Annotated in this window: 20 protein-coding genes and 1 pseudogene; 7 read left to right on the top strand and 14 right to left on the bottom strand. The window is 56.1% G+C overall.

Annotated elements, in window-relative coordinates; all coding sequences use genetic code 11:
- The first annotated feature begins 140 nt into the window (after positions 1-140).
- The gene (locus ACIQ5B_RS00235; RefSeq protein ID WP_397597246.1) at positions 141-350 is read left to right on the top strand and encodes a hypothetical protein; all 210 of its coding nucleotides are present in this window, start codon (positions 141-143) and stop codon (positions 348-350) included.
- 9 nt (positions 351-359) lie between these two features.
- Here ACIQ5B_RS00235 and ACIQ5B_RS00230 read toward each other — a convergent pair whose 3' ends face one another.
- The 3 genes and pseudogenes from ACIQ5B_RS00230 to rpmB form a co-directional block, all read right to left on the bottom strand.
- Positions 360-3,329, bottom strand: a complete 2,970-nt coding sequence (locus ACIQ5B_RS00230) for an L-glutamate gamma-semialdehyde dehydrogenase (RefSeq protein WP_397597245.1) — start codon at positions 3,327-3,329, stop codon at positions 360-362.
- 167 nt (positions 3,330-3,496) lie between these two features.
- Positions 3,497-3,907, bottom strand: a pseudogene (locus ACIQ5B_RS00225) (glycine zipper 2TM domain-containing protein).
- A gap of 319 nt (positions 3,908-4,226) precedes the next feature.
- Complete coding sequence (gene rpmB / locus ACIQ5B_RS00220; protein WP_125230549.1) at positions 4,227-4,517, bottom strand: 50S ribosomal protein L28; 291 nt, start codon at positions 4,515-4,517, stop codon at positions 4,227-4,229.
- Between the two features lie 155 nt (positions 4,518-4,672).
- Between rpmB and tadA the strand changes: the two genes are divergently transcribed.
- Positions 4,673-5,104 carry a tRNA adenosine(34) deaminase TadA gene (gene tadA / locus ACIQ5B_RS00215; protein WP_397597244.1) on the top strand — a complete coding sequence of 144 codons (432 nt, stop codon included), beginning with the start codon at positions 4,673-4,675 and terminating at the stop codon, positions 5,102-5,104.
- On the opposite strand, the gene yghX is transcribed toward tadA, so the two are convergent.
- Genes yghX through ACIQ5B_RS00200 form a run of 3 tightly spaced genes read right to left on the bottom strand, consistent with a single transcriptional unit; the run spans position 5,101 to position 7,951 of the window.
- Positions 5,101-6,006 (bottom strand): YghX family hydrolase, encoded by a 906-nt coding sequence (gene yghX, locus ACIQ5B_RS00210; RefSeq protein WP_397597243.1) that lies wholly within the window; start codon positions 6,004-6,006, stop codon positions 5,101-5,103. The two genes, tadA and yghX, sit on opposite strands and share 4 nt — an antisense overlap.
- A gap of 11 nt (positions 6,007-6,017) precedes the next feature.
- Positions 6,018-6,818 (bottom strand): LytTR family DNA-binding domain-containing protein, encoded by an 801-nt coding sequence (locus ACIQ5B_RS00205; RefSeq protein ID WP_306062240.1) that lies wholly within the window; start codon positions 6,816-6,818, stop codon positions 6,018-6,020.
- Positions 6,815-7,951, bottom strand: coding sequence for a sensor histidine kinase (locus ACIQ5B_RS00200; RefSeq protein WP_397597242.1), 1,137 nt, complete (start codon positions 7,949-7,951; stop codon positions 6,815-6,817). The genes ACIQ5B_RS00205 and ACIQ5B_RS00200 overlap by 4 nt, the downstream gene beginning before the upstream one ends.
- Before the next feature lie 88 nt (positions 7,952-8,039).
- On the opposite strand from ACIQ5B_RS00200, the gene ACIQ5B_RS00195 reads away from it, so the two are divergent.
- Positions 8,040-8,633, top strand: a complete 594-nt coding sequence (locus ACIQ5B_RS00195; RefSeq protein WP_397597241.1) for an HD domain-containing protein — start codon at positions 8,040-8,042, stop codon at positions 8,631-8,633.
- Between the two features lie 128 nt (positions 8,634-8,761).
- A complete protein-coding gene (locus tag ACIQ5B_RS00190) occupies positions 8,762-8,890 on the top strand; it encodes a hypothetical protein (RefSeq protein WP_281370176.1) in 129 nt (42 codons plus the stop codon).
- 4 nt (positions 8,891-8,894) lie between these two features.
- On the opposite strand, the gene ACIQ5B_RS00185 is transcribed toward ACIQ5B_RS00190, so the two are convergent.
- Positions 8,895-13,544: an NAD-glutamate dehydrogenase gene (locus tag ACIQ5B_RS00185; protein WP_397597257.1), complete on the bottom strand. Its 4,650-nt coding sequence runs from the start codon at positions 13,542-13,544 to the stop codon at positions 8,895-8,897.
- Between the two features lie 185 nt (positions 13,545-13,729).
- Here ACIQ5B_RS00185 and ACIQ5B_RS00180 point away from each other — a divergent pair, with 185 nt between their 5' ends.
- A complete protein-coding gene (locus ACIQ5B_RS00180) occupies positions 13,730-15,073 on the top strand; it encodes a dicarboxylate/amino acid:cation symporter (RefSeq protein ID WP_397597240.1) in 1,344 nt (447 codons plus the stop codon).
- Here ACIQ5B_RS00180 and ACIQ5B_RS00175 read toward each other — a convergent pair.
- Positions 15,070-15,807: a class I SAM-dependent methyltransferase gene (locus ACIQ5B_RS00175; RefSeq protein ID WP_397597239.1), complete on the bottom strand. Its 738-nt coding sequence runs from the start codon at positions 15,805-15,807 to the stop codon at positions 15,070-15,072. The two genes, ACIQ5B_RS00180 and ACIQ5B_RS00175, sit on opposite strands and share 4 nt — an antisense overlap.
- Before the next feature lie 174 nt (positions 15,808-15,981).
- On the opposite strand from ACIQ5B_RS00175, the gene ACIQ5B_RS00170 reads away from it, so the two are divergent.
- Entirely contained in the window at positions 15,982-17,286 is a 1,305-nt protein-coding gene (locus ACIQ5B_RS00170; protein WP_397597238.1) for a spinster family MFS transporter, read from the top strand.
- Here ACIQ5B_RS00170 and ACIQ5B_RS00165 read toward each other — a convergent pair.
- From ACIQ5B_RS00165 to ACIQ5B_RS00140, 6 genes are all read right to left on the bottom strand, one after another.
- Positions 17,283-18,572 carry an adenylosuccinate synthase gene (locus ACIQ5B_RS00165; protein WP_324478157.1) on the bottom strand — a complete coding sequence of 430 codons (1,290 nt, stop codon included), beginning with the start codon at positions 18,570-18,572 and terminating at the stop codon, positions 17,283-17,285. The genes ACIQ5B_RS00170 and ACIQ5B_RS00165 overlap by 4 nt on opposite strands.
- A gap of 138 nt (positions 18,573-18,710) precedes the next feature.
- Positions 18,711-19,823 carry an ATP phosphoribosyltransferase regulatory subunit gene (locus ACIQ5B_RS00160; protein ID WP_397597237.1) on the bottom strand — a complete coding sequence of 371 codons (1,113 nt, stop codon included), beginning with the start codon at positions 19,821-19,823 and terminating at the stop codon, positions 18,711-18,713.
- A 41-nt stretch (positions 19,824-19,864) separates the two neighbouring features.
- Positions 19,865-21,448 carry a phosphoglycerate dehydrogenase gene (serA, locus tag ACIQ5B_RS00155; protein ID WP_333568764.1) on the bottom strand — a complete coding sequence of 528 codons (1,584 nt, stop codon included), beginning with the start codon at positions 21,446-21,448 and terminating at the stop codon, positions 19,865-19,867.
- A gap of 128 nt (positions 21,449-21,576) precedes the next feature.
- Positions 21,577-22,701 (bottom strand): phosphoserine transaminase, encoded by a 1,125-nt coding sequence (locus ACIQ5B_RS00150; RefSeq protein ID WP_397597236.1) that lies wholly within the window; start codon positions 22,699-22,701, stop codon positions 21,577-21,579.
- A 103-nt stretch (positions 22,702-22,804) separates the two neighbouring features.
- Complete coding sequence (locus ACIQ5B_RS00145; protein WP_395629023.1) at positions 22,805-23,119, bottom strand: PepSY domain-containing protein; 315 nt, start codon at positions 23,117-23,119, stop codon at positions 22,805-22,807.
- 2 nt (positions 23,120-23,121) lie between these two features.
- Positions 23,122-23,709, bottom strand: a complete 588-nt coding sequence (locus ACIQ5B_RS00140) for a ferric reductase-like transmembrane domain-containing protein (protein ID WP_397597235.1) — start codon at positions 23,707-23,709, stop codon at positions 23,122-23,124.
- 134 nt (positions 23,710-23,843) lie between these two features.
- On the opposite strand from ACIQ5B_RS00140, the gene ACIQ5B_RS00135 reads away from it, so the two are divergent.
- On the top strand, positions 23,844-24,503 hold the full coding sequence (locus ACIQ5B_RS00135) for an extensin family protein (protein WP_397597234.1): 660 nt from the start codon (positions 23,844-23,846) through the stop codon (positions 24,501-24,503).
- Positions 24,504-24,550 lie beyond the last annotated feature (47 nt).

The following is a 24,550-nucleotide window of genomic DNA, read 5'->3' as shown; positions in this document are numbered from 1 at the left end:
CCCGATGTTCATGCTTAATTTGTGCTAACCAATTGCTTTGACGGAAACGCGACACGCAAGTTGTAATAAGGCGTTGCAGATGGGCCAATCCCCCCGGGCCTGTCTGCGACCCAAAACAACAATCGAAAGCCGCTGCCTTTATGTATCTGCCGCTCTACGTCGAACCGCGGGACGTTGCTGAAGCCACGACGTTAATGGACACATTCGGTCCCAAAGCCGGCATGGAAGCCGCCGAGCGCGCGGTAAAGAGCCGTAATGTTGGCAATCATCTGCATTATTGCCGCTGGCGCCAGATCGAACGCCTCATCATCATGCTGAGCGCGCGTACAACTTTGGGGACCATTCACTGACGGTGAAAGTCAGCTATCATCCTCAAGCGACAGCAACGATGCGTTGCCGCCCGCGCTTGTTGTATCGACAGATGTCGTCCGTTCGGCGCAAAAGCGGTACAAATAATGCGGTCCACCTGCTTTCGGACCAGTGCCAGACAAGCCTTCACCACCAAATGGCTGACTGCCCACCACCGCGCCAATCATCGACCGGTTAATGTACAGATTGCCAACGCGGGCAAGGTTTTCGACCAATGCACTGCTGCCCGCAATCCGGCTGTGCAGCCCCATCGTCAGCCCAAAGCCTTTGGCATTCACCCGCGCGACTGTCGCCTCAAGCTCGCCAGCCTTCCATGTTGCAACATGCACCAATGGGCCAAACCATTCACGGTTCAAATCGTCGAGATTGTCCAGACGGATAACCGTCGGGGGCACAAACAGGCCTTGTGCCGGAACGTCTATCTCGTGGACTATTCTATCCTTCACCTCGGCACGATAGCCCATCAGCTTGTCATAGGAATCCTGATCAATGACAGGTCCAATGTCGGTCGAGGGATCAGCCGGATCGCCAACGTTCAACATGTCCATGGCGCCGCGCAGCATCTCAAGCGTATGTTCTGCGATATCCTCCTGCAGAAGCAACAACCGCAACGCCGAACAACGCTGCCCCGCCGATTGAAAGCCAGAGATGATGATATCGCGAACGACTTGTTCGGACAAAGCCGTGGAGTCGACGATCATCGCGTTCAAGCCACCCGTTTCGGCAATCAGCGGCACCAATGGCCGCGCATCATCAGCGAGCAAGTTGCGCGCGATGGCCTTTGCGGTGGGAACGGACCCGGTAAACACCACGCCAGAAATGCGGACATCGGCGGTCAGGGCCGCGCCGACGTCGCCACCGCCGGTAACAATCTGTAGCACATCTTCGGGGACACCGGCTTCATGTGCCAGCGCCACTGCGAATTGCCCAATGGCGGGTGTTTGCGGGGCAGGCTTCACGACCACAGTGTTGCCAGTGACCAATGCTGCGGCCACTTGTCCCAAAAATATCGCGAGCGGGAAATTCCATGGCGCAATCGCAACCCAAACGCCCCTGCCTTCATGCCGCAGAACATTGCGCTCGCCCGTTGGGCCCGGCAATTCCACAGCGCACAAATCGGTACGTGCGCGCGCGGCATAATAACGGCAAAAATCAATCGCCTCGCGCACTTCGGAGAGCGCGTCGGGGATCGTTTTGCGCGCCTCTTGCACCAAAATAGCCATTAAACGGCCGCGGTTCGTCTCAAGCAGGTCGGCCAATCGCTCCAAACAGTCCGCGCGTTCGTCCAATGGGGTATTTGACCATGCCGGATAGGCGGCAAGCGCCGTGGTTACCGCACCTTCGGGGGCAACTGTTGCTTGCTTGTCCAATTGAACCGGGCGCGCGATCTCGACTGCCGTTTCTTTCAAAATCACCGCATCATCCAGATCAATGCCAAGGCTATTCGTCCGCTCTGGCTGAAACAGATCAGCGGGCGCGGCAATCGCGGGGTGCCCTGTGCCGCCAACCGCCATGATTTTCTCTACCGGATCGGCGAGCAGTTCATCCTCACTGATGGATTGATCCGCCAGTTGGTGGACGAAACTGCTGTTTGCGCCATTTTCCAGCAGTCTGCGGACCAGATAGGCGAGCAAGTCGCGATGTCCGCCTACCGGCGCGTAGGTGCGGCATTGATAGCCCTCTTCGCGCACAAGACGCTCAAACAGTCCCTCGCCCATTCCATGCAGGCGTTGAAATTCGAAATCGCGATTGTTCCCCGCCCATTGCAAAATCGTCGCGACGGTAAGCGCGTTATGCGTTGCAAATGCCGGGCGAATTTTGGCGGCTTCAAACATATCTTTGGCGCACGCAAGGTAGGACACATCGGTTGCGGGCTTGCGGGTAAACAATGGGAAGTCGGTTAGTCCGCGTTCCTGCGCATGTTTGATCTCGCTATCCCAATAGGCACCTTTGACGAGGCGCACTTGCATGATGCGTGACGTGTCATGGCCCAGCGCATTGGCCCATGCGATGACGGGACGGGCGCGTTTGGAGTAAGCTTGCACCGCCATGCCTAAGCCATCCCATCCACGTAGTTCACGATGACGTGCGACACGCTCAATGATGTCGAAGCTCATTTCCAGTCGTGCAGCTTCTTCGGCATCAATGGTAAGTTGTACGCCAAGCGAGGCAGCGGAACGCGCCAATTGCGTGATCATATCGGCCAATTCTGGAACGCATGTTGCACTCTGCGCGGTTTCGTATCGCGGGTGCAGCGCCGACAATTTTACAGAAACGCTATGACCGCGCGCCGCGTTGCGACCGACGGCTGCGATGGCCGCAGCGTAGGATTCGAAATATCGTTCTGCGTCATTTTTGGTGCGCGCAGCTTCGCCAAGCATATCGAAACTGGCGGTGAAGCCACGGTTGTCTTTTGATTCCATCCGCTTGATGGCTTCGTCAATATCGCGGCCCATTACGAAAACTTGGCCCATAAGCCGCATCGCCGCGCCAACGGCCTGACGCACAAATGGCTCGCCTGCCTTTGCAATCAGGCGCTTCAACGTGCTTGTGCTGTCACCCAGAACGGCTTTGCCGAGGACAAGCCCCCAAGTTGCGCTGTTCACCAGCAAGCTCGATGACTGCCCCTTATGATTGCCCCATTCCGCTTCGGTCAGCTTGTCGGCAATCAACAGATCAGCCGTCTGGGGATCGGGCACGCGCAAAAACGCCTCCGCAAGCGAGAGCAGCGCCGTGCCCTCCTCCGTTCCTAGACGATATTCCTGCAGAAACTGGTTCACCCAACCGTCGGCTTGCACCTGGCGCAAATCGGCCAGCAGGGTCCGCGCGGTGCGCACAACTTCGGCGCGCGCTGTGCCATCGACAGCAGCGGCGACCACCAATGGGGCAAGCACTTCTGGTTCAGACTTGCGATGAAAGGGCCGGATGGCAGTTCGTGCGGATTCGAGTGATGAAGTCATTGCGGCGCTTTGCCGGATAAAGCGCAGGCAGACAAGTTTCAGTTGAAACGAAAAAGCCAGCCCTCAGGTGAAGGCTGGCGCATTGGATTCAGGCTCATAGCTGACATTGGGTTCCGCCCGGATGTGAATGAGGTTCAGGGATCACATCCGGACGAAAGGCTGATATTCTAACGATAGCGGCGGCAATTGCTGTCCGACTTGTCGATTGCACGGCCAGCCAAGGCCCCGACGGCTGCACCAATGATGCTGCCTTCGGTTTTGTTACCACGACGGGAGACTTCGTTCCCAAGCAGACCGCCTGCAACTGCACCAATGAGGGTGCCGCCCGTACCCTTGTCGCAACGCGCATCGCCGCGGTAGGCATTGTTGCGATACTAGCGGTCACCACGACGATATTCGCGACGGTCATCGCGGTCATAACGGTCACCGCGGCTGTAATAACCATCATCACCATTATGGGCAAAAACTGGTGTAGCGGAAAATCCGGTTACGGCCGTTGCTGCAAGTACCAGTGCACCGATGCTTTTTTTCAAATTTCTCACGTTCGATACTCCGTTGTTTTCAGATTGGGCCCGCATTGGGCAATCCGGCGATTTGCTTTGCCAATAATTGCCTTATGAACATGCGTGATTGACCGAATGCTGAATGTGCCTGTTATCGTTTGTTCATATTCAGCCAGCAAATGATGAACGCGATTGGGATTTGAACTTGCAAATCATGCCAGCACAGATCGACCGATTATCGTGCCCCTGCCTAACTTAAACGGACCAGAGACCAGCTATAAAGGTCGGGACAGCGAGGGCATTGCCTCTGTCCCGGACAAGAAAAAACCGGAGGCAGTGACTGCCCCCGGCTTTGATTCGTTTTAGCTAAAGGCTGCAAAAGCAGCCGTCAGGCTTACGCCGCAGCTTTTTGCTTCTTGGCGATTTCTTTTTTCACCTTGCGCGCATTTGTCGAGAGCTTCTCGTCCGAAGTCTTCAACAACCAGTTGTCGAGACCGCCGACATGCTCAACCGAACGCAGACCGTGGGTCGAAACGCGGAACTTGTAGCCCTGCTCAAGGGCATCCGACAACAAAGTGACATTCTGCAGGTTAGGCAGGAATGTACGCTTGGTTTTGTTGTTGGCGTGGCTCACATTGTTGCCGACCAGACGGCCTTTACCGGTGAGTTCGCAGATGCGCGCCATGATGTATGTCCTGTATAAAAAAAGTGTATGCGGAATCACTGTCCCGCGAAAGTCGCTGCCCCTAACGCTCCACACCGAAAAGGTCAAGCCGATGTGTGGTCAAAAGCAGTAATCTACGCTAGCAAAATAACATGCCCTTGTCCAAAGCCCGCGAAATGATGAACGAAGCGCTCAACTTGGCGCAGGCAGCCGCCGCGCAAGGCGAAGTGCCCGTTGGCGCGATTGTCGTCAAGGATGGGGTCATTATTGGCCGTGGCGCGAACAGTCCGCTTGAGCATCATGACCCCACTGCCCACGCTGAAATCCTCGCCATTCGCGCCGCTGCGGCGCATCTTGGCAATGACCGCCTTGCGGGATGCGACCTGTGGGTGACGCTGGAGCCCTGTGCGATGTGTGCCGGCGCAATCGCCCATTCGCGCATCGCCCGCCTCTATTTTGGCGCCGAGGACCCCAAGGGCGGCGCTGTGGCGCATGGTCCACGCTTATTTGAACAGCCCACGGTGCATCATCGCCCCGAAATATATTCGGGCATATCCGCCGACGAATCGGCGGAACTGCTACAGGCGTTTTTCAAAGACCGGCGCTAACGCAGATTTTTCCCGAAAAACGCAATCGTGCGGGCCCATGACAAGTCTGCCGCTGCTTTGTCAAAGCGGGGCGTGCTGTCATTGTGAAAGCCATGCTGCGTGCCCGGATAGAAATGCACCTGAAACGCCTTCTGGTTCGCAATGAGCGCCGCCTGATAGGGGAGCCAACCTGCATTGATCCGCTCGTCGGCCTCGGCATAATGGATCAACAACGGCGCCTTAATGGCAGGAACTTCGGCCGCAGTTGGCTGGCGACCATAATATGGCACGGACGCAGCCATTTCCGGATAGGCAACGGCCAACGCATTGCAGACACCGCCCCCATAACAGAAACCCACCGCGCCAACCTTGCTTGTGCTGTCGGCATGATCGCGCAAGAATTCAAAGCTGGCGAAAAAGTCTTCCAATAATTTGCCGGGGTTCAGCTTTGCCTGAAGCTCACGGCCTTTTTCGTCATTGCCCGGATAACCGCCAAGTGACGACAGGCCATCGGGGCCAAACGCCATATAACCGGCCTTAGCGAGACGGCGCACGACATCTTCGATATAGGGGTTCAGCCCGCGATTTTCGTGAACCACCAATACCGCCGGAAGCTTACCGCTTGCTTTGGCTGGCCGCGCCAGCAACCCGCTGATGCTGCCATGCCCATCGGGGCTTTGTACCGTCACCCGCGACGTGACAATCGCCGGATCGTCGGCTTTCACTTGCTGCGCCAAAGCATAATCCGGCTGCAACTGGTTGAGTATCATGAGGCCGGTGACGCCCGCAGCCGCGAATTTGCCGGCTTCGCGGATGAATTCACGTTTGGTCAGCTTGCCGTGGACATAGCCATCGAAAATTTCCAGAATATAGGGATGGAAGTCACTGGCCTTCATGCGCGGTGAAGTATCGGCTTCTGCCATCCTCATTCTCCTTAATGGACAAACCTGGCTACGACGTCACGATAGGAACGGCTGACTTTTACCTGCGCGCCGGATTCGAGCACAAGGAAGCATTCGCCGTTCGTATGCGGCTTCACCTGCCGCACCTGATCCAAATTGACGATTGTCGAACGATGGACGCGCTGGAACGTCCTTGGATCGAGCCGTTTTTCCAGATCCTTCATCGTCTCGCGCAGAATGAGCGAGTTATCGGCGGTGTAGATGCACATATAGTCGCCCGCCGCATCGATCCGTTCGATGCTTTCTACATCGACGCGGAAAATCTGGCCGCGATCTTTGATATTGATAAGCTTCTCAAACCGCGTTGACGCCAGGTCATCGTCAATCGAACTCAGATTGTCAGCCGCATCCGGCGCGACTTCGTTAATGACGGTACGAAGCCTGTCCAGCTCATCCGATGTGCGCTTGTCGGCAAGCCTGCTGCGCACACGGTCCATAGTGTCTGCAAGACGTTCTGGTTCGACCGGCTTCATGAGATAATCGATCGCCTGCGCTTCGAACGCCTTAATCGCATGTTCCGAATAGGCCGTCACAAAGACGAACAGCGGCGGATCAATATCCATCACGCCCTGAACAACCGAAAAGCCATCAAATCCCGGCATCTGAATGTCGAGGAACACCAGATCGGGTTTCAGCGTTTTAATCTTGCGAATGGCCTCACGACCGTTGTGGCAGGTGGCGACGATTTCAATGTCGTCAAACGGCTGCAGCCTTAATTCAAGGCCTTGGATCGCCAGCTTTTCATCGTCGACCAATATTGTACGAATGCTCATGCGGATATTTGTCCTTGCTGCTTAGCCCCCGTTTGATTGTCTTCCCCTGCTATAATCCGGCTTTGATATGGTAGTTCCAACAAAACCTCAAATCCTCCGCCCGCTTTTACATAATGTTCAAAGCGTTGATCGTCGCCATAAGCTTGTGAAAGTCGCTCGCGGGTGTTCGCCATACCAACACCGGTGGAAAGGCTGTGATCTTGCTGCCCCGGCTGCAAGCCCGGTCCCGTGTCCGATACGGTAATCCGCACCCTTTGACCGACGAGTTGAGCGGTCACGGAAATGTCGGCGCCCTCTTCTTTCGGCGTCACCGCATATTTGATGGCATTTTCCACCAATGGCTGCAGCAGAAGTGACGGCACCAGAGCGTCCTCGACAGCGGGTTCAATCGTGAAATATGGCCGCAGCCGTTCTTCAAAACGCATCTTTTCGATATCGAGATACAGCTTCAACGTTTCAACCTCTTGCGTCAGCGGCACCTTGGCCGCAGCCTCGTTGATGAGGGTGAAGCGCAAAAATGACGATAGCCGCGACAACATGGCATTTGCCTGCTCGGTCTGCTTCAGCAGCACGAGCGTAGAAATGCTATTCAATGTGTTGAATAGAAAATGCGGGTTCAACTGATACCGCAACATCGTCAGCTGCGCGCTGGTGGCCTGCGCCTCAAGCCGCATCATCTGATCCGCTTGTTCTTCAGCGCGCACAAAATAATTGATCGCGTAATATAGCGCAGACCAGGCCGCCAACAGCACCGAGTTGATATAGATCGCAGCGAGCCATAACTGCGCAAACGGCGTTTCATCCACCCCGTCCCGAATGGTTTGCAGCACCCACACGTCCATATACGCGTAGCCAATGGTGGCCAAGGACACCGCGACGAACGTCAGGCTCCACGTAATAAATGGTCGCTGACCAATCAGAAACCTGTAAATAACCGATAGCAGAAGCGTGATCGAATAACCCGTGACCGCTGATATCAGGATGGGCACAAGGAAGCTGACGGGCTGCCCCTGGGCAATACCCGACGCGGCGCGCAAAATGACTGCGCCTGCCCATCCGGCTGAATGGAGATTCCAAAACGCACGATTTTTATCGGCAAAGAAGGGTTTATCTGTAAGCTCAAGTACCGCCATAAAATCGGTCTAGCCGCATTTTGCGCGCGCATGAAGCACTTGTTTCATCACACGGACATGATAGGGTTTTGGGGAGAGGATATCGACCATGGACAACCAAGAAGACCGCGCAACTTTCCACGACATGTCACAGAGCACGCAAGAAGATTGGCAAATCATCATGCGGCACAATATCCCGTTTTCGCAAAATGGCGGACAACGGATATTGGACCATCTTCGACTGCTCGATGGCGATTTTGGTGGATTCGCGGTGGACCGGTTGACCCATTCCTTGCAAACCGCAACGCGCGCCTATCGTGATGGACGCGACGAAGATTATGTCGTCATGGCGCTGCTGCACGACATTGGCGATACACTTGGCGCGGCAAACCACCCGGACATTGCTGCTGCTATATTAAAGCCGTTCGTTTCGGAAAAACTGCACTGGATTGTTCAAAACCACGGCATTTTCCAAGGTCACAACTTCTTCCACTATCTTGGGCTTGATCGGGACATGCGCGAAAAGTTCCGCGGTCATGAATGGTTTGCTGACACCGAAGAATTCATCGACAAATATGACTGCCCATCGTTCGACCCAGAATATGACACGCTGCCATTGGAGTTTTTCGAACCCATGGTGACGAAGCTGTTCCGCCATCCGCTCAACAGCATTTATAAGCGTGAAGCAGAGGCAGTCGCTTAATCACCTCATTTCGGCGGGTGCCCTTATAACGGGGGCCATTCGTGCATATAGATAAGGATCACCGGACGTTCGCGTGAACGATCCGGCGCTTTGCACGTTGTCCCCTCCACCCCCGAAAGGAAAACATCATGGCAAAGAGCCAGAAGAAATCGAACCGCGAAGTCCGCAAACCAAAGGCAGAGGGACCCAAAAAGCAAAACGCTTCGAACCCCTCAACCAAGGGCAACCCCGCCGGGTTGGCGCCATCCAAGAGCTAGGGGCTTAGCGCCCCAATAGCACCCGTGCCTGACCGGCAACCTGTGCCAGCATCGCGGGCGTGGGTATGCCGGCCATGCGGGCCCGGTCGACCATCGCCTTGAATGCACGCACGCGGACGACGTTGGTTTGCAGCCAATCCTGTGCATCCTCGAGCGGTTTCTTGGCGGCACGGCGGCTTAGGAAATCCAAACGCATCGTTTGGAAATCGCGCGCCAGACCCGCAACCAGCAATCGCTCCCACGGGTCATGCGGATCAATCTGCATAGCCGCCCCTTGCGCCCAGCTGAGGCCAAGCGCATCGCCAAGCGTCGTGAAAGCACGCGTAAGCGCAGTCACATCACCCTTTTGCGTCGACGACAGCGCCGCAAGGCCAATCGCGCCATCCAACTGCGCCAATTCAACCAGCCTGTCGGCAATTTTGCGTGGCGCGCCATTTTCCATAAGCCGGGCGCCAAAACGTTCCGTCTGAAGCCGGACATCATTGGGCAACAACCCGTCCAGCGCGGCGGACAATTTCTGCACAACGGGCGCATATACGGCGGTGGCAGCACTGACATCGCGCCCTTCATGCGCGTTGCGAATGATGTCTGCCATCTGTGCACGAATTTCAACGGCCGCTTGATTGAATAGCATCAGCCGCGTTGCTTCCGGCATCGGTGTCGTATCGATGGCCTGCCACAGCGATGGCAGATCATAGATGCGTTCGGCAATGGCGAAGGCCGCGGCGACATCACCAAGGCCGCAGCCCTCTTCCTCAGCCAATTCAAACGGGTGCAGCATGCCCAGCCGGTTGATCATGCGGTTTGCCAATTTGGTCGCGATGATTTCCTTGCGCAAACGGTGCGACAGAATCGCGCTTTTGTGCGCCTTGACCATCGCCCCTGGAAACGCCGCCAGCAGTTCGCTGTCCATTGAGGCATCTTGTGCCAAAGGCGCGTCCTCAACGCCGTCCTGCGCGGCCAGCTTTGCCGTCGACAGCAACACGGCCAATTCAGGCCGGGTCAGACCGCGCCCTTCACTTGCGCGCCGGAACAGTTCTTCATTCGGCGCAAGCCCCTCAACCGCACGGTCAAGCCTGCCAGAGCCTTCGAAGATTTCAATAAGCCGGACATAGGCCGGCAAATCCCCTGCCCCGCCGGTTTCCGCAATTGAAAGGGCGAGCGTTTGCAGGCGATTGTCCTCAAGCACCAAATGCGCAACGGCGTCGGTCATATCGGCGAGCAGCACGTTGCGCGCAGGCTCTTTCAACTTGCCGGCACGCATTTGCGCATTGAGCGCAATTTTGATGTTCACCTCATTATCCGAACAATCCACGCCGGCGCTGTTATCGATGAAGTCGGTATTAATCCGGCCACCGCGCAATGCGTAGCCAATACGCCCCGCCTGTGTGACGCCAAGGTTGGCACCTTCGCCGATGACCTTTGCCTGAACGTCCGCACCATTGACGCGGATCGCGTCATTGCCCGGGTCGCCGACATCCAAATGGCCTTCGCTTCGGTCCTTAATATAGGTTCCAATTCCGCCAAACCACATCAGCTGCACCGGCGCTTTCAATATCGCAATCATCAGTGCAGATGGTTCAATCTCTTTCGCATCAATGCCCAATAATGCCCTGATTTCAGGTGAAATTTTGATGGATTTTTCGGTTCGGGAAAAGACGCCACCACCCTTGGAAATCAGCTTGCTGTCATAATCGAGCCAGCTTGAACGCGGCAGATTGAACAAACGCTGACGTTCTTTCCAGCTGACCGCTGGATCGGGATCGGGATCAAAAAAGATATGGCGGTGGTCGAATGCGGCTACCAACTTCAATGTTTTCGAAAGCAGCATGCCGTTACCAAAAACGTCGCCGGACATGTCACCGACGCCCGCGACCGTGACAGGTTCCTTTTGCACGTCGATACCCATTTCGGCGAAATGGCGCTGGACCGAAAGCCAGCCCCCCTTGGCGGTGATGCCCATCGCCTTATGGTCATATCCAACTGAACCGCCACTGGCGAAAGCATCGCCCAACCAGAAATTGCGCTCAAGCGCGATGGCATTTGCGGTGTCGGAAAATGTTGCTGTGCCCTTGTCAGCGGCAACAACGAAATAAGGATCATCCCCGTCATGGATGACGACATTGTCTGGATGCACGATACGGTCGTTGACGATGTTGTCGGTAATCGACAGCAAGGTGCGGATGAATATCTTGTAGGCCTCTGTCCCTTCGGCGAACCAGGCATCGCGGTCGACGCGCATATCGGGCAGCCGCTTGGGGTAAAATCCGCCCTTCGCACCTGTCGGCACGATCACGGCGTTTTTCACGCGCTGCGCCTTCATGAGGCCTAAAACTTCCGTGCGGAAATCGTCACGCCGGTCTGACCAGCGCAGACCGCCACGCGCCACTGGGCCAGCGCGCAAGTGAATGCCTTCGACACGCGGCGAATACACAAACACTTCGCGCCAAGGCAGCGGTGCAGGCAGGCCGGGGACTTTCGCGCAATCGAGCTTAAACGCCAGCGCTTCTGCCGCAGCAGCGGAAAAGGCGTTGGTGCGGACGGTCGCCAAAACGATCGCCAAGAATCGGCGCAATATGCGGTCTTCGTCGATGGCTGATACTGCGGCCAAGTCCGTGTTGATCGATTTCACATATTTGGTGATCTCTTTTTCGCGGTCACCGGAATGCGCGGGGTTATGCCGAGCATCGAACAGGGCAATGATCGAACGTGTGACATTGGCGTTTTTGACCAGTGCCGACACCACAGTCGGCATGCCGTAAGTCACACCCGTTTGACGCAAATAGCGATACCATGCCCGCAGCCAGATGACCGATTGCGGATCGAGACCGCCGACCGTCACCAGCTGGTTAAAGACATCATTTTCAAAACTGCCATCCAAAACCTGGCTCAACGCGCCTTCGATAATGTGCGGACGTTTCATCACCGTTGCAACATCGCCGCCGCGCAGCGACAGACGGAAATCATGGATATAATTGCCGTCGCCCAATGCGGTTGGTGATTCTTCCAACACATCGAAACCGAAATTCTCGAGCGCCGGGACAACATCGCTGAGCGGAAGCGCGCCGCCACCGCTGTAGATTTTGAGGCGCAGCTTATCGCCGTCGACGAACAGCCGGGTGACTTTACTGTGGTCGCGCTCCATATTGAGCAGGCCGACCATATCACGCGCGGCTTCTTCGGTCGAATAGGTGCTGCGATAATTGGCGGGGAAACCGGCGCCGTAACGCACGAGCATCGCGGCCGCGCGCTTTTCATCGGTCAGCGACGCGAGAGCCGCTTCGACTGCGGGCTCCCATCCGCGCACCATGAGCTCGACTTTGCCATCAAGCACGGCCTCGTCGACCTTTTGGTCGCGATCTGGCAGGTCGAGCGTGTAGCGCAGCAAGGCGACGCCGCCGTCCTCCAGACCAATCGTCCAGCCGAGCAAGCTACCGCCTGTGGCGTCTATCAGCATATTTTGGATCTGCTTGCGAATGCCTGTCGAAACATCATCGCGTGGCAACCAGACGAAAATATAGAGATGGCGGCCAAGTGGCGACCGCAGCGCAATCAGCTTCGGCCGTGGGCGATCCGTTAACGACATTGCAGTGAGCGTAACGCGCTCCAAATCATCCAATTTTAGCGCAACCAAAAGATCGTGGGGTAGCGCCGTCAGTGCATGCGCCATCGCCTTGCCCGCATGCCCCGACGGGTCAAAGCCAAACCGGTCCATAAGCGCCGCCAGATGCGTTCTCAGCACGGGTATTGCGTCTGGGGTGGTTGCGAGTGCCGCGCTCGTCCAAAGCCCTGCAGTGACCGCTACGCCCGAAACACGACCGCCGGTTGTAACTGGAATTACGATCAGATCCAATTGGACGTTGCGGTGCACCGTCGAGACCCGGTTGGACTTGAGCACCAGCGGTGCGACGCCGCCGTCTTCAAACCATTTGATCGCAAGGCCAACGCTGTCTTCTGCAAGGACCAGTGCATCGGTCACCCGCGATAGACCAAGGCGGTCGAACCGCGTGCCATCGCGGCTGATGCGTTCGTGCGCCAGAACCGTCATATTATTTTTGGAGAACCAACGAAGGAGCGCAGCGCCCTCGCTTTCGGGCAGACTGTCCGCATCAGCCGACAACGCCGCGAGCATATCGCGCCAGTCAGTCACCGCGCCGCGCACATCGGCCAAAACGGCGGCGAGGTGCATTTCAAGCTGCCGGCGTTCCCGCGCGTCGACCCGCTCTGTCTCGAGATAGATGAATGATTCCCGGGCCTGACCGTCCACACGCTTCCGGCTGATGTCGGTGAGCGTTAGGGCATCATCGCGGGCAACACTCAACACGGGGTGAATGATGCGCTTCACCGATATACCATTTGCGGCAACGGCGGCGGAGACCGAATCCACCAAAAATGGCATATCGTCATTGTTGAGCGCAATCCGCATCATCAAACGGCCCTGCGCATCGGTAAAACTATCGAGCGCAATGGCCGCAGTGCCAGCTTTGCGATGAAGACCCGTTTCAATAGTGAACCGGGCGGCCTCTTCCGTTGCCTTGGCATCAAAGCCTTCATTTTCGCCGGGCAGCGCGGTTTCAGCAAACGCCGAAACCATTGCCTTCAGCAGGCTTTTGTCCAGTTTTCCGCTAGTTTTAGCAATTTTGGCGGCCGCCATGAAATCATCTCCTGAGCCCGCAAGCATTTGGTTAAGTGCCATGTCCAACGACAAAATACGTTGTAATTTTATTACAAAGCTTATGACGCCCTTCGAGCGCTTAAACAAGTCACGTTTGTAACTTGTTGCGACAGCCATTACTCCTGTGTAGCGTGCGCAAAAGTTAAAAATAGGAGAGGCTCCGCGTGGATAAACGGCTTACATTATGGATTTTGGTGGGGATGATCCTCGGCGTAGCCGTGGGTTACGCAGTCCATGTCAGTTTTGCGCAGGACAGTACGCAGTTCGAATATATCACCAAGACGTTCAAACTGCTTTCGGATATTTTCCTTAATCTCATCAAGCTTTTGGTCGCGCCGCTGATCCTGTCGACCATCGTCGTCGGTATTGCCCATATGGGTGATAGCAGTGCGCTGGGCAGAATTGGTTTCCGGGCAATCACGTGGTTTATCATCGCCAGCTTCATTTCGATTGGCCTTGGACTGTTGATGGTCAACCTGCTCCAGCCTGGCATTGGCGCGCCGGTAGATACCATCACCAATGCCGCAGCCACGATTGGCGAGGTCAAGAAACTCGACTTCTGGGATTTCATCCTGTCGATTTTCCCCAAAAATGCGTTCGAAGCGATGGCGACGAACAATATATTGCAGATTTTGGTGTTCGCATTGTTCGCTGGTGTCGCATTGTCCGCTGTGGGCGAAAAAGGTGCGCCGCTCGTTCGGGGTGCGGAAGCCCTTGCCGAAATGATGCTGCAAATCACACATTATGTGATGCGTTATGCACCTGTTGCGGTGTTTGGCGCGCTTGCCGCCGTGGTTTCCAAAAGCGGCCTAGCGATTTTGCTGACCTATCTTGAGCTCGTCGGTGAATTCTATTTGTCGCTCGCATTGTTGTGGACGATCCTTTTGTCGATTGGAGCGATCTTCTTGGGCCGACGCATTTGGACGCTCATTCGTTACATCCGCGAACCGATGCTCATCGCATTTTCGACCGCGTCTAGCGAAGCGGCGTTGCCGAAATTGTTTGAACAGCTTGATCGTTTCGGCGTCCCGCGCCGGATCTCGGGTTTCATGCTGCCATTGGGATACAGCTTCAACCTTGATGGTTCGATGATGTATATGAGCTTCGCGACCATCTTCATCGCGCAAGCTTATGGAATTGATTTGTCCATCGGAACGCAGATCCTGATCCTGCTGACACTGATGATTTCTTCGAAGGGCGTAGCCGCCGTGCCTCGCGCATCGTTGGTGGTGATTACCGGCACGCTGGCGATGTTTGACTTGCCTGTTGAAGGTGTCGCGCTGATCCTCGCGATCGACCAGTTCCTCGACATGGGCCGGACCGCAACCAACGTCGTTGGTAACGCCGTGGCAACGTCCGTCATCACCAAATGGGAAGGCATGCTTGAGGTGGAAGAGCCCGAGTTCGTTGAACCATTGCATGCGCCTGCGCACACTGCAGCGCACGGCAAAGCCGGTCTGGACCTTGCCAGCGACATGGTAACTGACGAGCGAAAAACGAAGCTTTAAGCAGGGTGCTTGTATCCCAGCAAGGTGCCTTTGGCGCCTTGGCTGTCGAGCTTAAAGTCCATATTATGATGCTCTTTGCGCCACCGGCGGGCAACCACACGCTCGCCGGGACGCGCGGCATCATCGAGCAGCACGCGGCCACCGGGACGCAAATGCGGAAATAGGCTCGCCGCCGCACCGCGCACATGCGGATGAAGGGCCCATGGTGGCCCGTCGACGATCAGCAGATCAATTTCAGCCGGTATATCGCTCAATTGATACCAATGGCCCGGCCAGCCAGCCGGTGGCGGCCCTAATGGCGCATGGCGGATGTCGACATCCATATTGTTGTCACGGATCCAATCCTGCGTCGTCGACACAAAATCCCCGTGCTGGTCAAAGCTGACGATTTTTCCGCCACCAAATAGTTGCAGTGCCCGCGCCGCAACAAAAGTCGATGCCCCGCAACCCAACTCAACCACCTGTTGCGGGCGCATTTCTTCGATTGCAGAAACGATGTGCCACAAAAAATGCGTATCTGCTTTCCAGCTGCCCAAATTGGGCAACGCATCCTGCGGCAAATCAAGATAAGCGAGCAGTTCCGCCTTATCCTTTTTACGGCCACCATCGAGGCTGCGCAGCAACCATGGCCATTGGATGGCGCCATAAGCCATGACCATGAACCGGTCGCTCAACGACAATGTGAGATCAATGTCGTCGAGTGGCAAAAAAGCCGTGGTTTCACGCGTGGTCATATGGTCCTCCAATGACCCTGTGCCGCCAACAGTCAATGCCGCATTTTTCAGACTGTCCGATTTTCCATACGCTTTGCGATGTTAGAACCATCAATTGTCGACATCATTATGTCGCTGATGCTTTACAATCGCGAAAATAGTTGAATAACTGCGCATTGGAGAAGGAGAAAAGGAATGCATGATCGAGCGTCTGTGCGCAGCGGTGGATTGGCTATAACCAACCCCAAGATAATGCTGTTCGCGCTTCTGCTGGTGTACATTCTGAACTTTCTGGACCGCCAGATTATCAATATTCTGGCCGAACCTATAAAGGGCGAGCTTGGGCTGAGTGATACGCAGCTCGGTTTGCTCGCCGGCCCTGCTTTCGCGGTTTTTTATGCTGTGCTGGGCATACCAATCGCTCGCTATGCGGATAATGCAAAGACCAACCGGGTTTGGCTCATCTCTGTTTGCCTCGCAGTGTGGTCCGCTATGACCGCATTATGCGGTGTTGCGCAAAACTTCGTTCAACTCGCGCTTGCGCGGATTGGCGTTGGCGTCGGTGAAGCTGGTTGCACCCCTGCTGCGCACTCGCTGATCGCAGATAGCGTACCACCCGAAAAACGGTCTTCGGCCATTGCCTTTTTCGGACTTGGTATCCCAATTGGTGGATTGCTTGGCCTCATCATTGGCGGGGTCGTCAACGACCAATATGGCTGGCGCATGGCGCTCATGCTGGTTGGTATGCCGGGGATATTGCTGGCGTTCGTGCTCCCATTGCTCATCCGCGATCCACGGCGATGCGCAGATAGCATGCATTTCAACACCGCAGACTCGCCCGTGAAGGCAAAACTGTCGATTAAAGATGCTGTGCGTGAAGTCTTTGCGTCCAAGGCCTATTTGTATGTCTTCATCGCCGCATCGTTCACCGCCTTCCTAAGCTATGGCAAGGGTCTGTGGACGATCAGCTTCTTCATCCGGTCCCACGGCCTATCAACGACCGAGGCGGGGCTTGCTATGGCGGTCGCGCTTGGCATTTCCGGCATCATCGGCACATGGCTTGGCGGGAAAATGGCCGATGTTTTTGGCAAGCGTGACAAGCGGCATATCTTGACCATGCCTGCCATCGGCATGGCGATTGCCGCTCCGATTTTATTTGCCGGTTATTGGGCCGAAGATTGGCGGATTGCCGTCGCCCTGCTCATTCTGCCGACCATATTGAATTCGGCTTATTATGGCCCTGCCTATGGATGTGTCCAAGGCCTTGTCCGGCCAGAGGCGCGCGCCATTGCGGCATCGCTTGTTGTCTTTGGACAAAATCTCATCGGGCTTGGCATGGGCCCATTGCTGTTCGGCGTGCTATCCGATTGGCTGCAACCGATGGCTGGCGATGAAAGCGTCCGCTGGGTGCTTTATGGCGCAGCCTGGCTTGGGCTCATCCCCGCCTTCTTCTTCTGGCGCGCTAGCTTGCGGCTAAACGCAGAGCTGAAAAGCGGTTAATCCGCAAACGGATCGCGGACCAAGATCGTGTCTTCACGCTGTGGAGACGTCGACACCAAGGCAACGGGCGTTTCGATTAGTTCCTGAACGCGGGTGATATATTTAATCGCCTGTGCAGGAAGGTCGGCCCAGCTGCGCGCGCCGGCAGTGGTTTCCTGCCAACCGGGCATTTCTTCGTAAATCGGTTCGACTGCGGCCTGTTCTGCTGCATGCGCGGGCAGATAATCATATACCTTGCCGTTCAGGCGGTAGCCCGTGCAGATTTTGATCGTGTCGAAACCGTCCAAGACATCCAACTTCGTCAGCGCAATTCCTGTGACACCGGACACCGCACAGCTTTGACGCACGATTACGGCATCGAACCAGCCGCAACGGCGTTTTCTGCCGGTCACGGTTCCAAATTCATGCCCACGTTCGCCCAGCCGCTGGCCCGTTTCATCTTCCAACTCGGTGGGGAAAGGCCCCGAACCAACCCGCGTGGTATATGCCTTCACAATACCAAGGACAAAACCGGCGGCACTTGGCCCAAGACCTGAGCCAGCCGCGGCAGTGCCCGAAACCGTGTTTGATGATGTCACAAATGGATAAGTGCCATGGTCGACGTCCAGCAAAACGCCCTGCGCGCCTTCAAACAATATCCGCGCGCCTGCCTTGCGTACTTGGTTCAACCGTTTCCACACAGGCTGCGCATATTCGAGAACGAACGGCGCAATTTCCTTAAGGTCAGCAATCAGGCGGGCACGGTCTACGGGCGGTTCGCCAAAACCGGCACGCAGCGCATCATGGTGCGCGCACAGACGGTCCAATTGCGCATCAAGCGCGTCCAAATGCGCAAGATCGCAAACGCGAATGGCGCGGCGGCCGACCTTATCTTCATAAGCAGGGCCAATTCCGCGGCCCGTCGTGCCAATCTTGCCCGAACCGGCGGCGGCTTCACGCAAGCCATCCAAGTCACGATGGATGGGCAAAATCAGCGCGCAATTGTCGGCGAGTGCGAAGTTTTCGGTTGTAATCGAAACGCCCTGCCCACGCAGCTTCGTCATTTCGTCGCGCAACGCCCATGGGTCCAGAACAACACCATTGCCGATGATCGACAGAGTGCCCGTCACGATACCCGACGGCAGCAGCGACAATTTATATACATTTTCGCCGACCACCAATGTGTGGCCTGCATTATGTCCGCCCTGAAACCGGACCACTGCATCGGCGCGTTCCGCCAACCAGTCGACAATCTTACCTTTTCCCTCGTCGCCCCACTGAGCGCCAATTACGGTTACATTTGCCATCAGATATTCCCTGTCAAAGCCAGATAGCTCTGGGGCCTTTTTCTGCGCAGGAGCTTTTTCCTGCGAAGGGATTCGCCATGTGCTCCGTTATGATTATGATGGCGCTGCGTCCACCCTAAAGCAACGTGATGGACGATTTCAGACGATAACCGCCTGCCCGTTGCCCCATATATGGGTGCAGCCCAGCACGGCAGCACTGTCATTCTCGTCCAACGCAGCAACGGTAACCCAACCTTCGCCACGCAATTTTGCACCGGTGGCTGCATCGGTGCCGAGCGGCAAGAAAAGGCGCTGCACATTGCTTTCTTCGGCCAAGTCAATCAACGGGTCTGGATACAAGGAGAAGCCAGTTGCGGCTTCAGACGGGCCATCCGCGCGGTCGATATAATATGTACCGCCACGACCGAGCGCGGCGCTATAGCCTTTGGCGAAGATCGTGAAGCCGAACCAGCTTTGATATTCAAAGCCATGCCGTTCGGTGGGATCAAGCGTCACATTGGCGCGCCCCGCGACCGTCGCGGCGATGCTTTCAAGTGCTTGAATTCGCGACGCAAGTGCACCGCCAGCGTCAATGGCACGCAATTTTTCAACGGCCGCATCAAATGGACCAGTCGCCGCGAGCAATGGCAGATAGGCATCCGCGCCCAACACGCTCAAGCCGCCAGCATCCTTCATGTCCAGTTCGGAACGCACGGCATCGATTTTATCGGAGGCCAAAGGTAACGCCTTTTCCGCAAGCCGTTCGACCAAGTCCGGGAGCGTAAAATCGATGGTGATGTCTTTAACGCCCGCTGCCTCCAGCGCATCGATGGCGACGCCGACAATTTCGCACGCCGCAGCAACGCTGTCATTGCCGATCAATTCGGCGCCAAGCTGCGTCAATTCACGCTCTGGTCGCAGTTGCTTTGCCTTCAGGCGCAGCACCTGACCATGATAGCACAAGCGCAGCGGCCGGGGTGATTCCTGCATCCGCGTTGTCGCAATACGCCCGACCTGAACGGTTATATCGCCACGTAATGCCAGCGTGTGTCCGGAAACAGGGTCGGTAAAACGCAAATGCTGATTACGCGCCGCGCTGCCACTGCGTTCGGCAAGTGCGCTTTCAAATTCAGCGATGGCTGGCGCTACTCTGGCATAGCCATAGCTTGTCAACACATCGATCATGGCACGCGACACCCGCGCCGCAACCTCCGCTTGGGGAGGAAGTCGGTCGCGGAAGCCTTCAGGCAGCAAGTCGGGCGGAATCTTCATGCGCGTTCTTTACGCGAAAAGTTCTCGCGGGGAAGCCCCGCTTAGAACTTAAGCGCCTTTACTGTCTTTACGCCGGGAAGCGAAGCCAACTGCTTAAGAACAGCCTCTGGAATAGCGGCATCCATCGACAACAGTAAAACCGCCTCGCCACCTGCACTGCGGCGACCCAAATGGAAGGTGCCGATATTCAAGCCAGCTTCGCCCAATGCCGTACCGACACGGCCAATGAAACCCGGTGCATCTTCGTTGACGATATACAGCATGCTGCCTTCAAGCTCAGCTTCAAGGCTGATGCCGAAAATCTCGACAAGCCGCGCTTCGCTATTGGCAAACAATGTGCCTGCAACCGAACGCGGGCCTTGGGCGGTGTTCACCGTGACACGCACCAATGTGTGATAGGCACCTGCCTTGTCATGGCGGACTTCACGGATATCAAATCCGCGCTCTTTTGCCAAAAACGGTGCGTTGACCATGTTTACCGCGTCCGAGAACCGCCGCATGAAACCGGAAAGCACAGCTGCGGTAATGGGCTTGATGTTCAATTCGGCTGCAGCGCCCTCAACCTCAATCGCGATATTATCGAGATTGTCATGCGCAAGCTGGCCAACCAACGAACCCAGCTTTTGCGCCAAGGTCATATATGGCTTTAACTTGGGTGCTTCTTCGGCTGACAGGCTAGGCATGTTAAGCGCATTGGTCACGCCGCCATTGACGAGATAATCCGCCATCTGTTCGGCAACTTGCAGTGCAACATTGACCTGCGCTTCGTTGGTTGATGCACCCAAATGCGGGGTGCAGATGAAGTTTGGCGTGCCAAATAACGGCGATTCCTTGGCTGGCTCTGTTGCGAACACGTCTAATGCAGCGCCGCCAACTTGGCCGCTGTCCAACGCTTCTTTCAACGCGGCTTCATCGACCAGGCCGCCGCGCGCGCAGTTGATGATGCGCACACCCTTTTTGGTTTTCGCCAGATTTTCTTTGGACAAGATATTGCGCGTCTGATCGGTCAACGGCGTGTGCAAGGTGATGAAATCAGCCTTGGCCAGCAGCGTGTCCAAATCCGCCTTTTCCACGCCCATTTCAATGGCGCGTTCCGCCGTCAGGAACGGGTCAAACGCAACGACCTTCATACGCAGGCCAAGCGCGCGGCTTGCGACGATGGAACCGATATTCCCTGCGCCGATCAGGCCAAGCGTCTTGCCGGTGACTTCAACGCCCATGAAGCCGTTTTTCGGCCAGAGGCCAGCTTGCGTCTGCGCGTTTGCTTCCGGCAATTGGCGTGCCAGTGCGAACATCAATGCGATCGCATGTTCGGCGGTGGTGATCGAATTGCCGAACGGCGTGTTCATAACGACAACGCCCTTTGCCGAGGCGTTCGGGATATCCACATTGTCGACGCCGATGCCTGCGCGGCCAATCACCTTCAAATTGGTGGCGGCGTCGAGGATGGCCTTCGTGACCTTGGTCGAGCTGCGAATGGCAAGGCCATCATAATCACCGATGATGGCGGCGAGCTCTTCAGGGCTTTTGTCGGTAATGACATCAACGTCACAGCCGCGTTCAGCGAAAATCTTCGCAGCATTGGGATCCATTTTGTCGGAAATAAGTACGCGTGGTTTGGTCATGTTGAAATTCCTATATGTCTTTTGTCGTCATCCCCGACTTGATCGGGGATGCATATTCTGAACTGTCGGCTTGCGCGGGAATCTGCGTTCACGAATTCCCATATGCGCGGGAATCGCCCGGGTGGGATTTAAGCTTGGGCTTTCTTATAAGCCCAATCGAGCCAAGGGCCGAGCGCTTCAATATCTGCCGTGTCGACAGTGGCGCCGCACCAAATACGAAGGCCCGCAGGGGCATCGCGATATCCGGCGATGTCATAAGCCGCATCTTCCGCCTCAAGCAGTGACGCCATTTTCTTTATCATGGCTTCGTCAGCACCCTCAACGGTGAGGCACACCGACGTCGTTGACCGAATAGCAGAGTCAGCGGCAAGAAAACCGAGATAGTCGCGTGCCTCGACGATTTTTGCGAGCGCAGCCGCATTGGCGTTGCTGCGGGCCATAAGCCCCTGCAAACCACCAACGGTTTTCGCCCACTCAAGCGCAAAGATCACATCTTCCACCGCAAGCATCGATGGCGTGTTAATCGTCTCGCCCTTGAAAATGCCTTCGGCGAGTGCGCCTTTCGACATCAAGCGGAAAACTTTTGGAAGCGGCCATGCCGGGGTGTAATTTTCAAGCCGTTCAACAGCGCGCGGTCCGAGAATGAGCACGCCATGCGCACCTTCGCCGCCCAGCACTTTTTGCCAGCTGAACGTTGTGACGTCCAGCTTGTCCCAAGGCATATCATAGGCAAACACCGCCGACGTCGCATCGTTGAAGGTCAAGCCTTCACGGTCGTCGGCAATCCAGTCACCATTTGGAACGCGCGCACCTGAAGTCGTGCCGTTCCATGTGAAAACCACGTCATTGGAAAAATCTACCGCGCTCAGATCAGGAATTTCGCCATAGGGCGCATTCATGACGGTCGCATTCAGCTTGAGCTGCTTGTTGACGTCTGTGACCCAGCCCTCGCCAAAGCTTTCCCACGCCATCATCGTGACCGGTCGTGCACCAAGCATGGTCCACATCGCCATTTCGATTGCGCCGGTATCCGAACCGGGGACAATGCCAATGCGGTGCGTGTCAGGCACCTGAAGCACTTCGCGCATCAGATCGATCGCCAGTTGAAGGCGCGATTTGCCAATTTTCGCACGATGCGAACGGCCAAGCGATTCGGTTTGAAGTTTTTCGGGGCTCCAGCCTGGCGGTTTCGCACAGGGACCGGATGAAAAATATGGACGCGCCGGTTTAACGGCGGGGGGTACTATAGTCATGTAAGCTTCTCCTTGCAGAGAGCAGCGCGGCGTTGGGGCCGCGTGGCCCGGAGCCGCGTTTAAGCGCAGCCCCGGCTTTGTCAATGACTATCGCAAAATGTGATCAGTAACCGGCCTTACGAAACAAAACTTCGCCGCGGCGACCAACATATAATTTCTCAAGCGTCACAGGGTGGAAATAGGCTTCAACACGGTCGCCTTCTGGCGTTGTGCCGTACACTTCATAACAACCACCATCGACCTTGGTTTTGCGGACGGTCCAGCCTTCTTTGGTGAGTTTATCGGTAAGTGCCTGTTGGCTTTTCCAACCCGAAACCGGTCCTGCCTTGCAGGTGATAACGCCGGTTGCCGATGCCGGTACCGATGCGAAAGCAATTGCCGTCGCTGCGGCGAGTGAAAGTGAAGTCAATAAACGCATATTCATGCTCCTTTAAATGCAAATTTACGGGGAAGAAAAAAGCGTGCCGCCACGAGCAAGGCCAATGGGGCGAAATGAACGAGCGCTGGGCCTAGATTGTTATGGATGAATATCCAGTGTACCAGAACAAGCACGGCAGCGGGATACACAAGGCGTTGCAGCCGCTTCCATCCCGCTTTCAGCGCGCGCATCGATGCATCATTACTGGTCAGCGCGAGCGGAACAAACAGCAGCATGGCCGCCCAGCCCGTCCAGATGCCCAGCGCCAGAAATTCGGCAATGATGTCGTCGATATTGCCCATATCGATGAGGTAAAAAGCCAAATGGGGCACCGCATAAGCGAACGCAGCGACACCCAGCGCACGGCGGCGCTGGATCAACCAGCTAAGCCATGGGCGTGGCCCCAGCAATGACAACAACGGACTTAAAACCATCGCGACAATCATAAAACGCGCGGACCATTCACCTGTCGGATGCAGCATATCCATCGCGATGCGGTCACCCGCATAGAAGCTGCGCATCATCAATATCGCTGGCAAAGACAGCAATATCCAAAACACCCACTTCTTATTAAGAATGATTCGCAACATGCATCCGCGATAATCGCGCCAGCCACTGTGCGCAACGCGGAAATTGTATCAATATTCACGCCTTTGCCGCGATACCGCGTTCATCGGGTCGATTTGGTGCTGCACACCGCTAAGATTTTGCTATGACATCTTACATGGCCGCCGTCACTGCTCCAAGAATTCTGCTTGTCGCGAGCGCGCTGCTATTGGCGTCCTGCAGCGCGCGTGAGGCCCCGAAAACGACACGCACGGGTGCAAACGCAACAACGGAAAATGTGCGGCAGTGCTTGGCAAGTTTGAAAGAAAAGTCAGTCCGCTTTGCCGGCTTGCCCAACAAAAGTTTTGACGGCGGGTGCCGCACGATCGACACGGTCAAGCTTATGGATTTTGGCACGCCGGCCACCAATTTGGGTGCGATGACGTGCCCGCTGGCCGCCAACTTTACCGATTGGGCACGCTATGCCGTGCGTCCCGCCGCCAAGCAGTATTTAGGCGCTGAGGTCGTCCGCATCGAGACAATGGGCACGTTCAACTGCCGGAACATCTATGGGGGACGTTCGGGCAAATTATCCGAACATGCCTTTGCCAATGCCGTCGATGTCTCCGCGTTCGTTTTGCGCGATGGCCGCCGCGTATCCGTGCTCACAGGCTGGAACGGATCAAGCGAAGAGCGCGCGTTCCTGCGTCGCCTGCACCAGTCCGCCTGCAAACGGTTCGGCACCGTGCTTGGCCCCGATTATAACGCTGCGCATGCAAACCATTTCCATTTCGACATGGCCCGATCGATGCGCAACGGCACATCCTTTTGCCGATGAGGGGCTTTTGCCGATGAGGGGTGGCAGAACACGCCCTTGCACCCTAT

This window comes from Sphingorhabdus sp. (genome assembly GCF_044374345.1).
GTDB lineage: Bacteria > Pseudomonadota > Alphaproteobacteria > Sphingomonadales > Sphingomonadaceae > Sphingorhabdus_B.
The sequence above is the reverse complement of the archived record's forward strand: the minus strand, read 5'-3'. Positions and strand labels throughout refer to the sequence as shown.

Excerpts from the sequence above, each read along its gene's own strand:
- ACIQ5B_RS00235 (WP_397597246.1), top strand. The coding sequence starts at position 141 with ATGTATCTGCCGCTCTACGTCGAACCGCGGGACGTTGCTGAAGCCACG.
- ACIQ5B_RS00230 (WP_397597245.1), bottom strand. The coding sequence starts at position 3,329 with ATGACTTCATCACTCGAATCCGCACGAACTGCCATCCGGCCCTTTCAT.
- rpmB (WP_125230549.1), bottom strand. The coding sequence starts at position 4,517 with ATGGCGCGCATCTGCGAACTCACCGGTAAAGGCCGTCTGGTCGGCAAC.
- tadA (WP_397597244.1), top strand. The coding sequence starts at position 4,673 with ATGATGAACGAAGCGCTCAACTTGGCGCAGGCAGCCGCCGCGCAAGGC.
- yghX (WP_397597243.1), bottom strand. The coding sequence starts at position 6,006 with ATGGCAGAAGCCGATACTTCACCGCGCATGAAGGCCAGTGACTTCCAT.
- ACIQ5B_RS00205 (WP_306062240.1), bottom strand. The coding sequence starts at position 6,818 with ATGAGCATTCGTACAATATTGGTCGACGATGAAAAGCTGGCGATCCAA.
- ACIQ5B_RS00200 (WP_397597242.1), bottom strand. The coding sequence starts at position 7,951 with ATGGCGGTACTTGAGCTTACAGATAAACCCTTCTTTGCCGATAAAAAT.
- ACIQ5B_RS00195 (WP_397597241.1), top strand. The coding sequence starts at position 8,040 with ATGGACAACCAAGAAGACCGCGCAACTTTCCACGACATGTCACAGAGC.
- ACIQ5B_RS00190 (WP_281370176.1), top strand. The coding sequence starts at position 8,762 with ATGGCAAAGAGCCAGAAGAAATCGAACCGCGAAGTCCGCAAACCAAAG.
- ACIQ5B_RS00185 (WP_397597257.1), bottom strand. The coding sequence starts at position 13,544 with ATGGCGGCCGCCAAAATTGCTAAAACTAGCGGAAAACTGGACAAAAGC.
- ACIQ5B_RS00175 (WP_397597239.1), bottom strand. The coding sequence starts at position 15,807 with ATGACCACGCGTGAAACCACGGCTTTTTTGCCACTCGACGACATTGAT.
- ACIQ5B_RS00170 (WP_397597238.1), top strand. The coding sequence starts at position 15,982 with ATGCATGATCGAGCGTCTGTGCGCAGCGGTGGATTGGCTATAACCAAC.
- ACIQ5B_RS00165 (WP_324478157.1), bottom strand. The coding sequence starts at position 18,572 with ATGGCAAATGTAACCGTAATTGGCGCTCAGTGGGGCGACGAGGGAAAA.
- ACIQ5B_RS00160 (WP_397597237.1), bottom strand. The coding sequence starts at position 19,823 with ATGAAGATTCCGCCCGACTTGCTGCCTGAAGGCTTCCGCGACCGACTT.
- serA (WP_333568764.1), bottom strand. The coding sequence starts at position 21,448 with ATGACCAAACCACGCGTACTTATTTCCGACAAAATGGATCCCAATGCT.
- ACIQ5B_RS00150 (WP_397597236.1), bottom strand. The coding sequence starts at position 22,701 with ATGACTATAGTACCCCCCGCCGTTAAACCGGCGCGTCCATATTTTTCA.
- ACIQ5B_RS00145 (WP_395629023.1), bottom strand. The coding sequence starts at position 23,119 with ATGCGTTTATTGACTTCACTTTCACTCGCCGCAGCGACGGCAATTGCT.
- ACIQ5B_RS00140 (WP_397597235.1), bottom strand. The coding sequence starts at position 23,709 with ATGTTGCGAATCATTCTTAATAAGAAGTGGGTGTTTTGGATATTGCTG.
- ACIQ5B_RS00135 (WP_397597234.1), top strand. The coding sequence starts at position 23,844 with ATGGCCGCCGTCACTGCTCCAAGAATTCTGCTTGTCGCGAGCGCGCTG.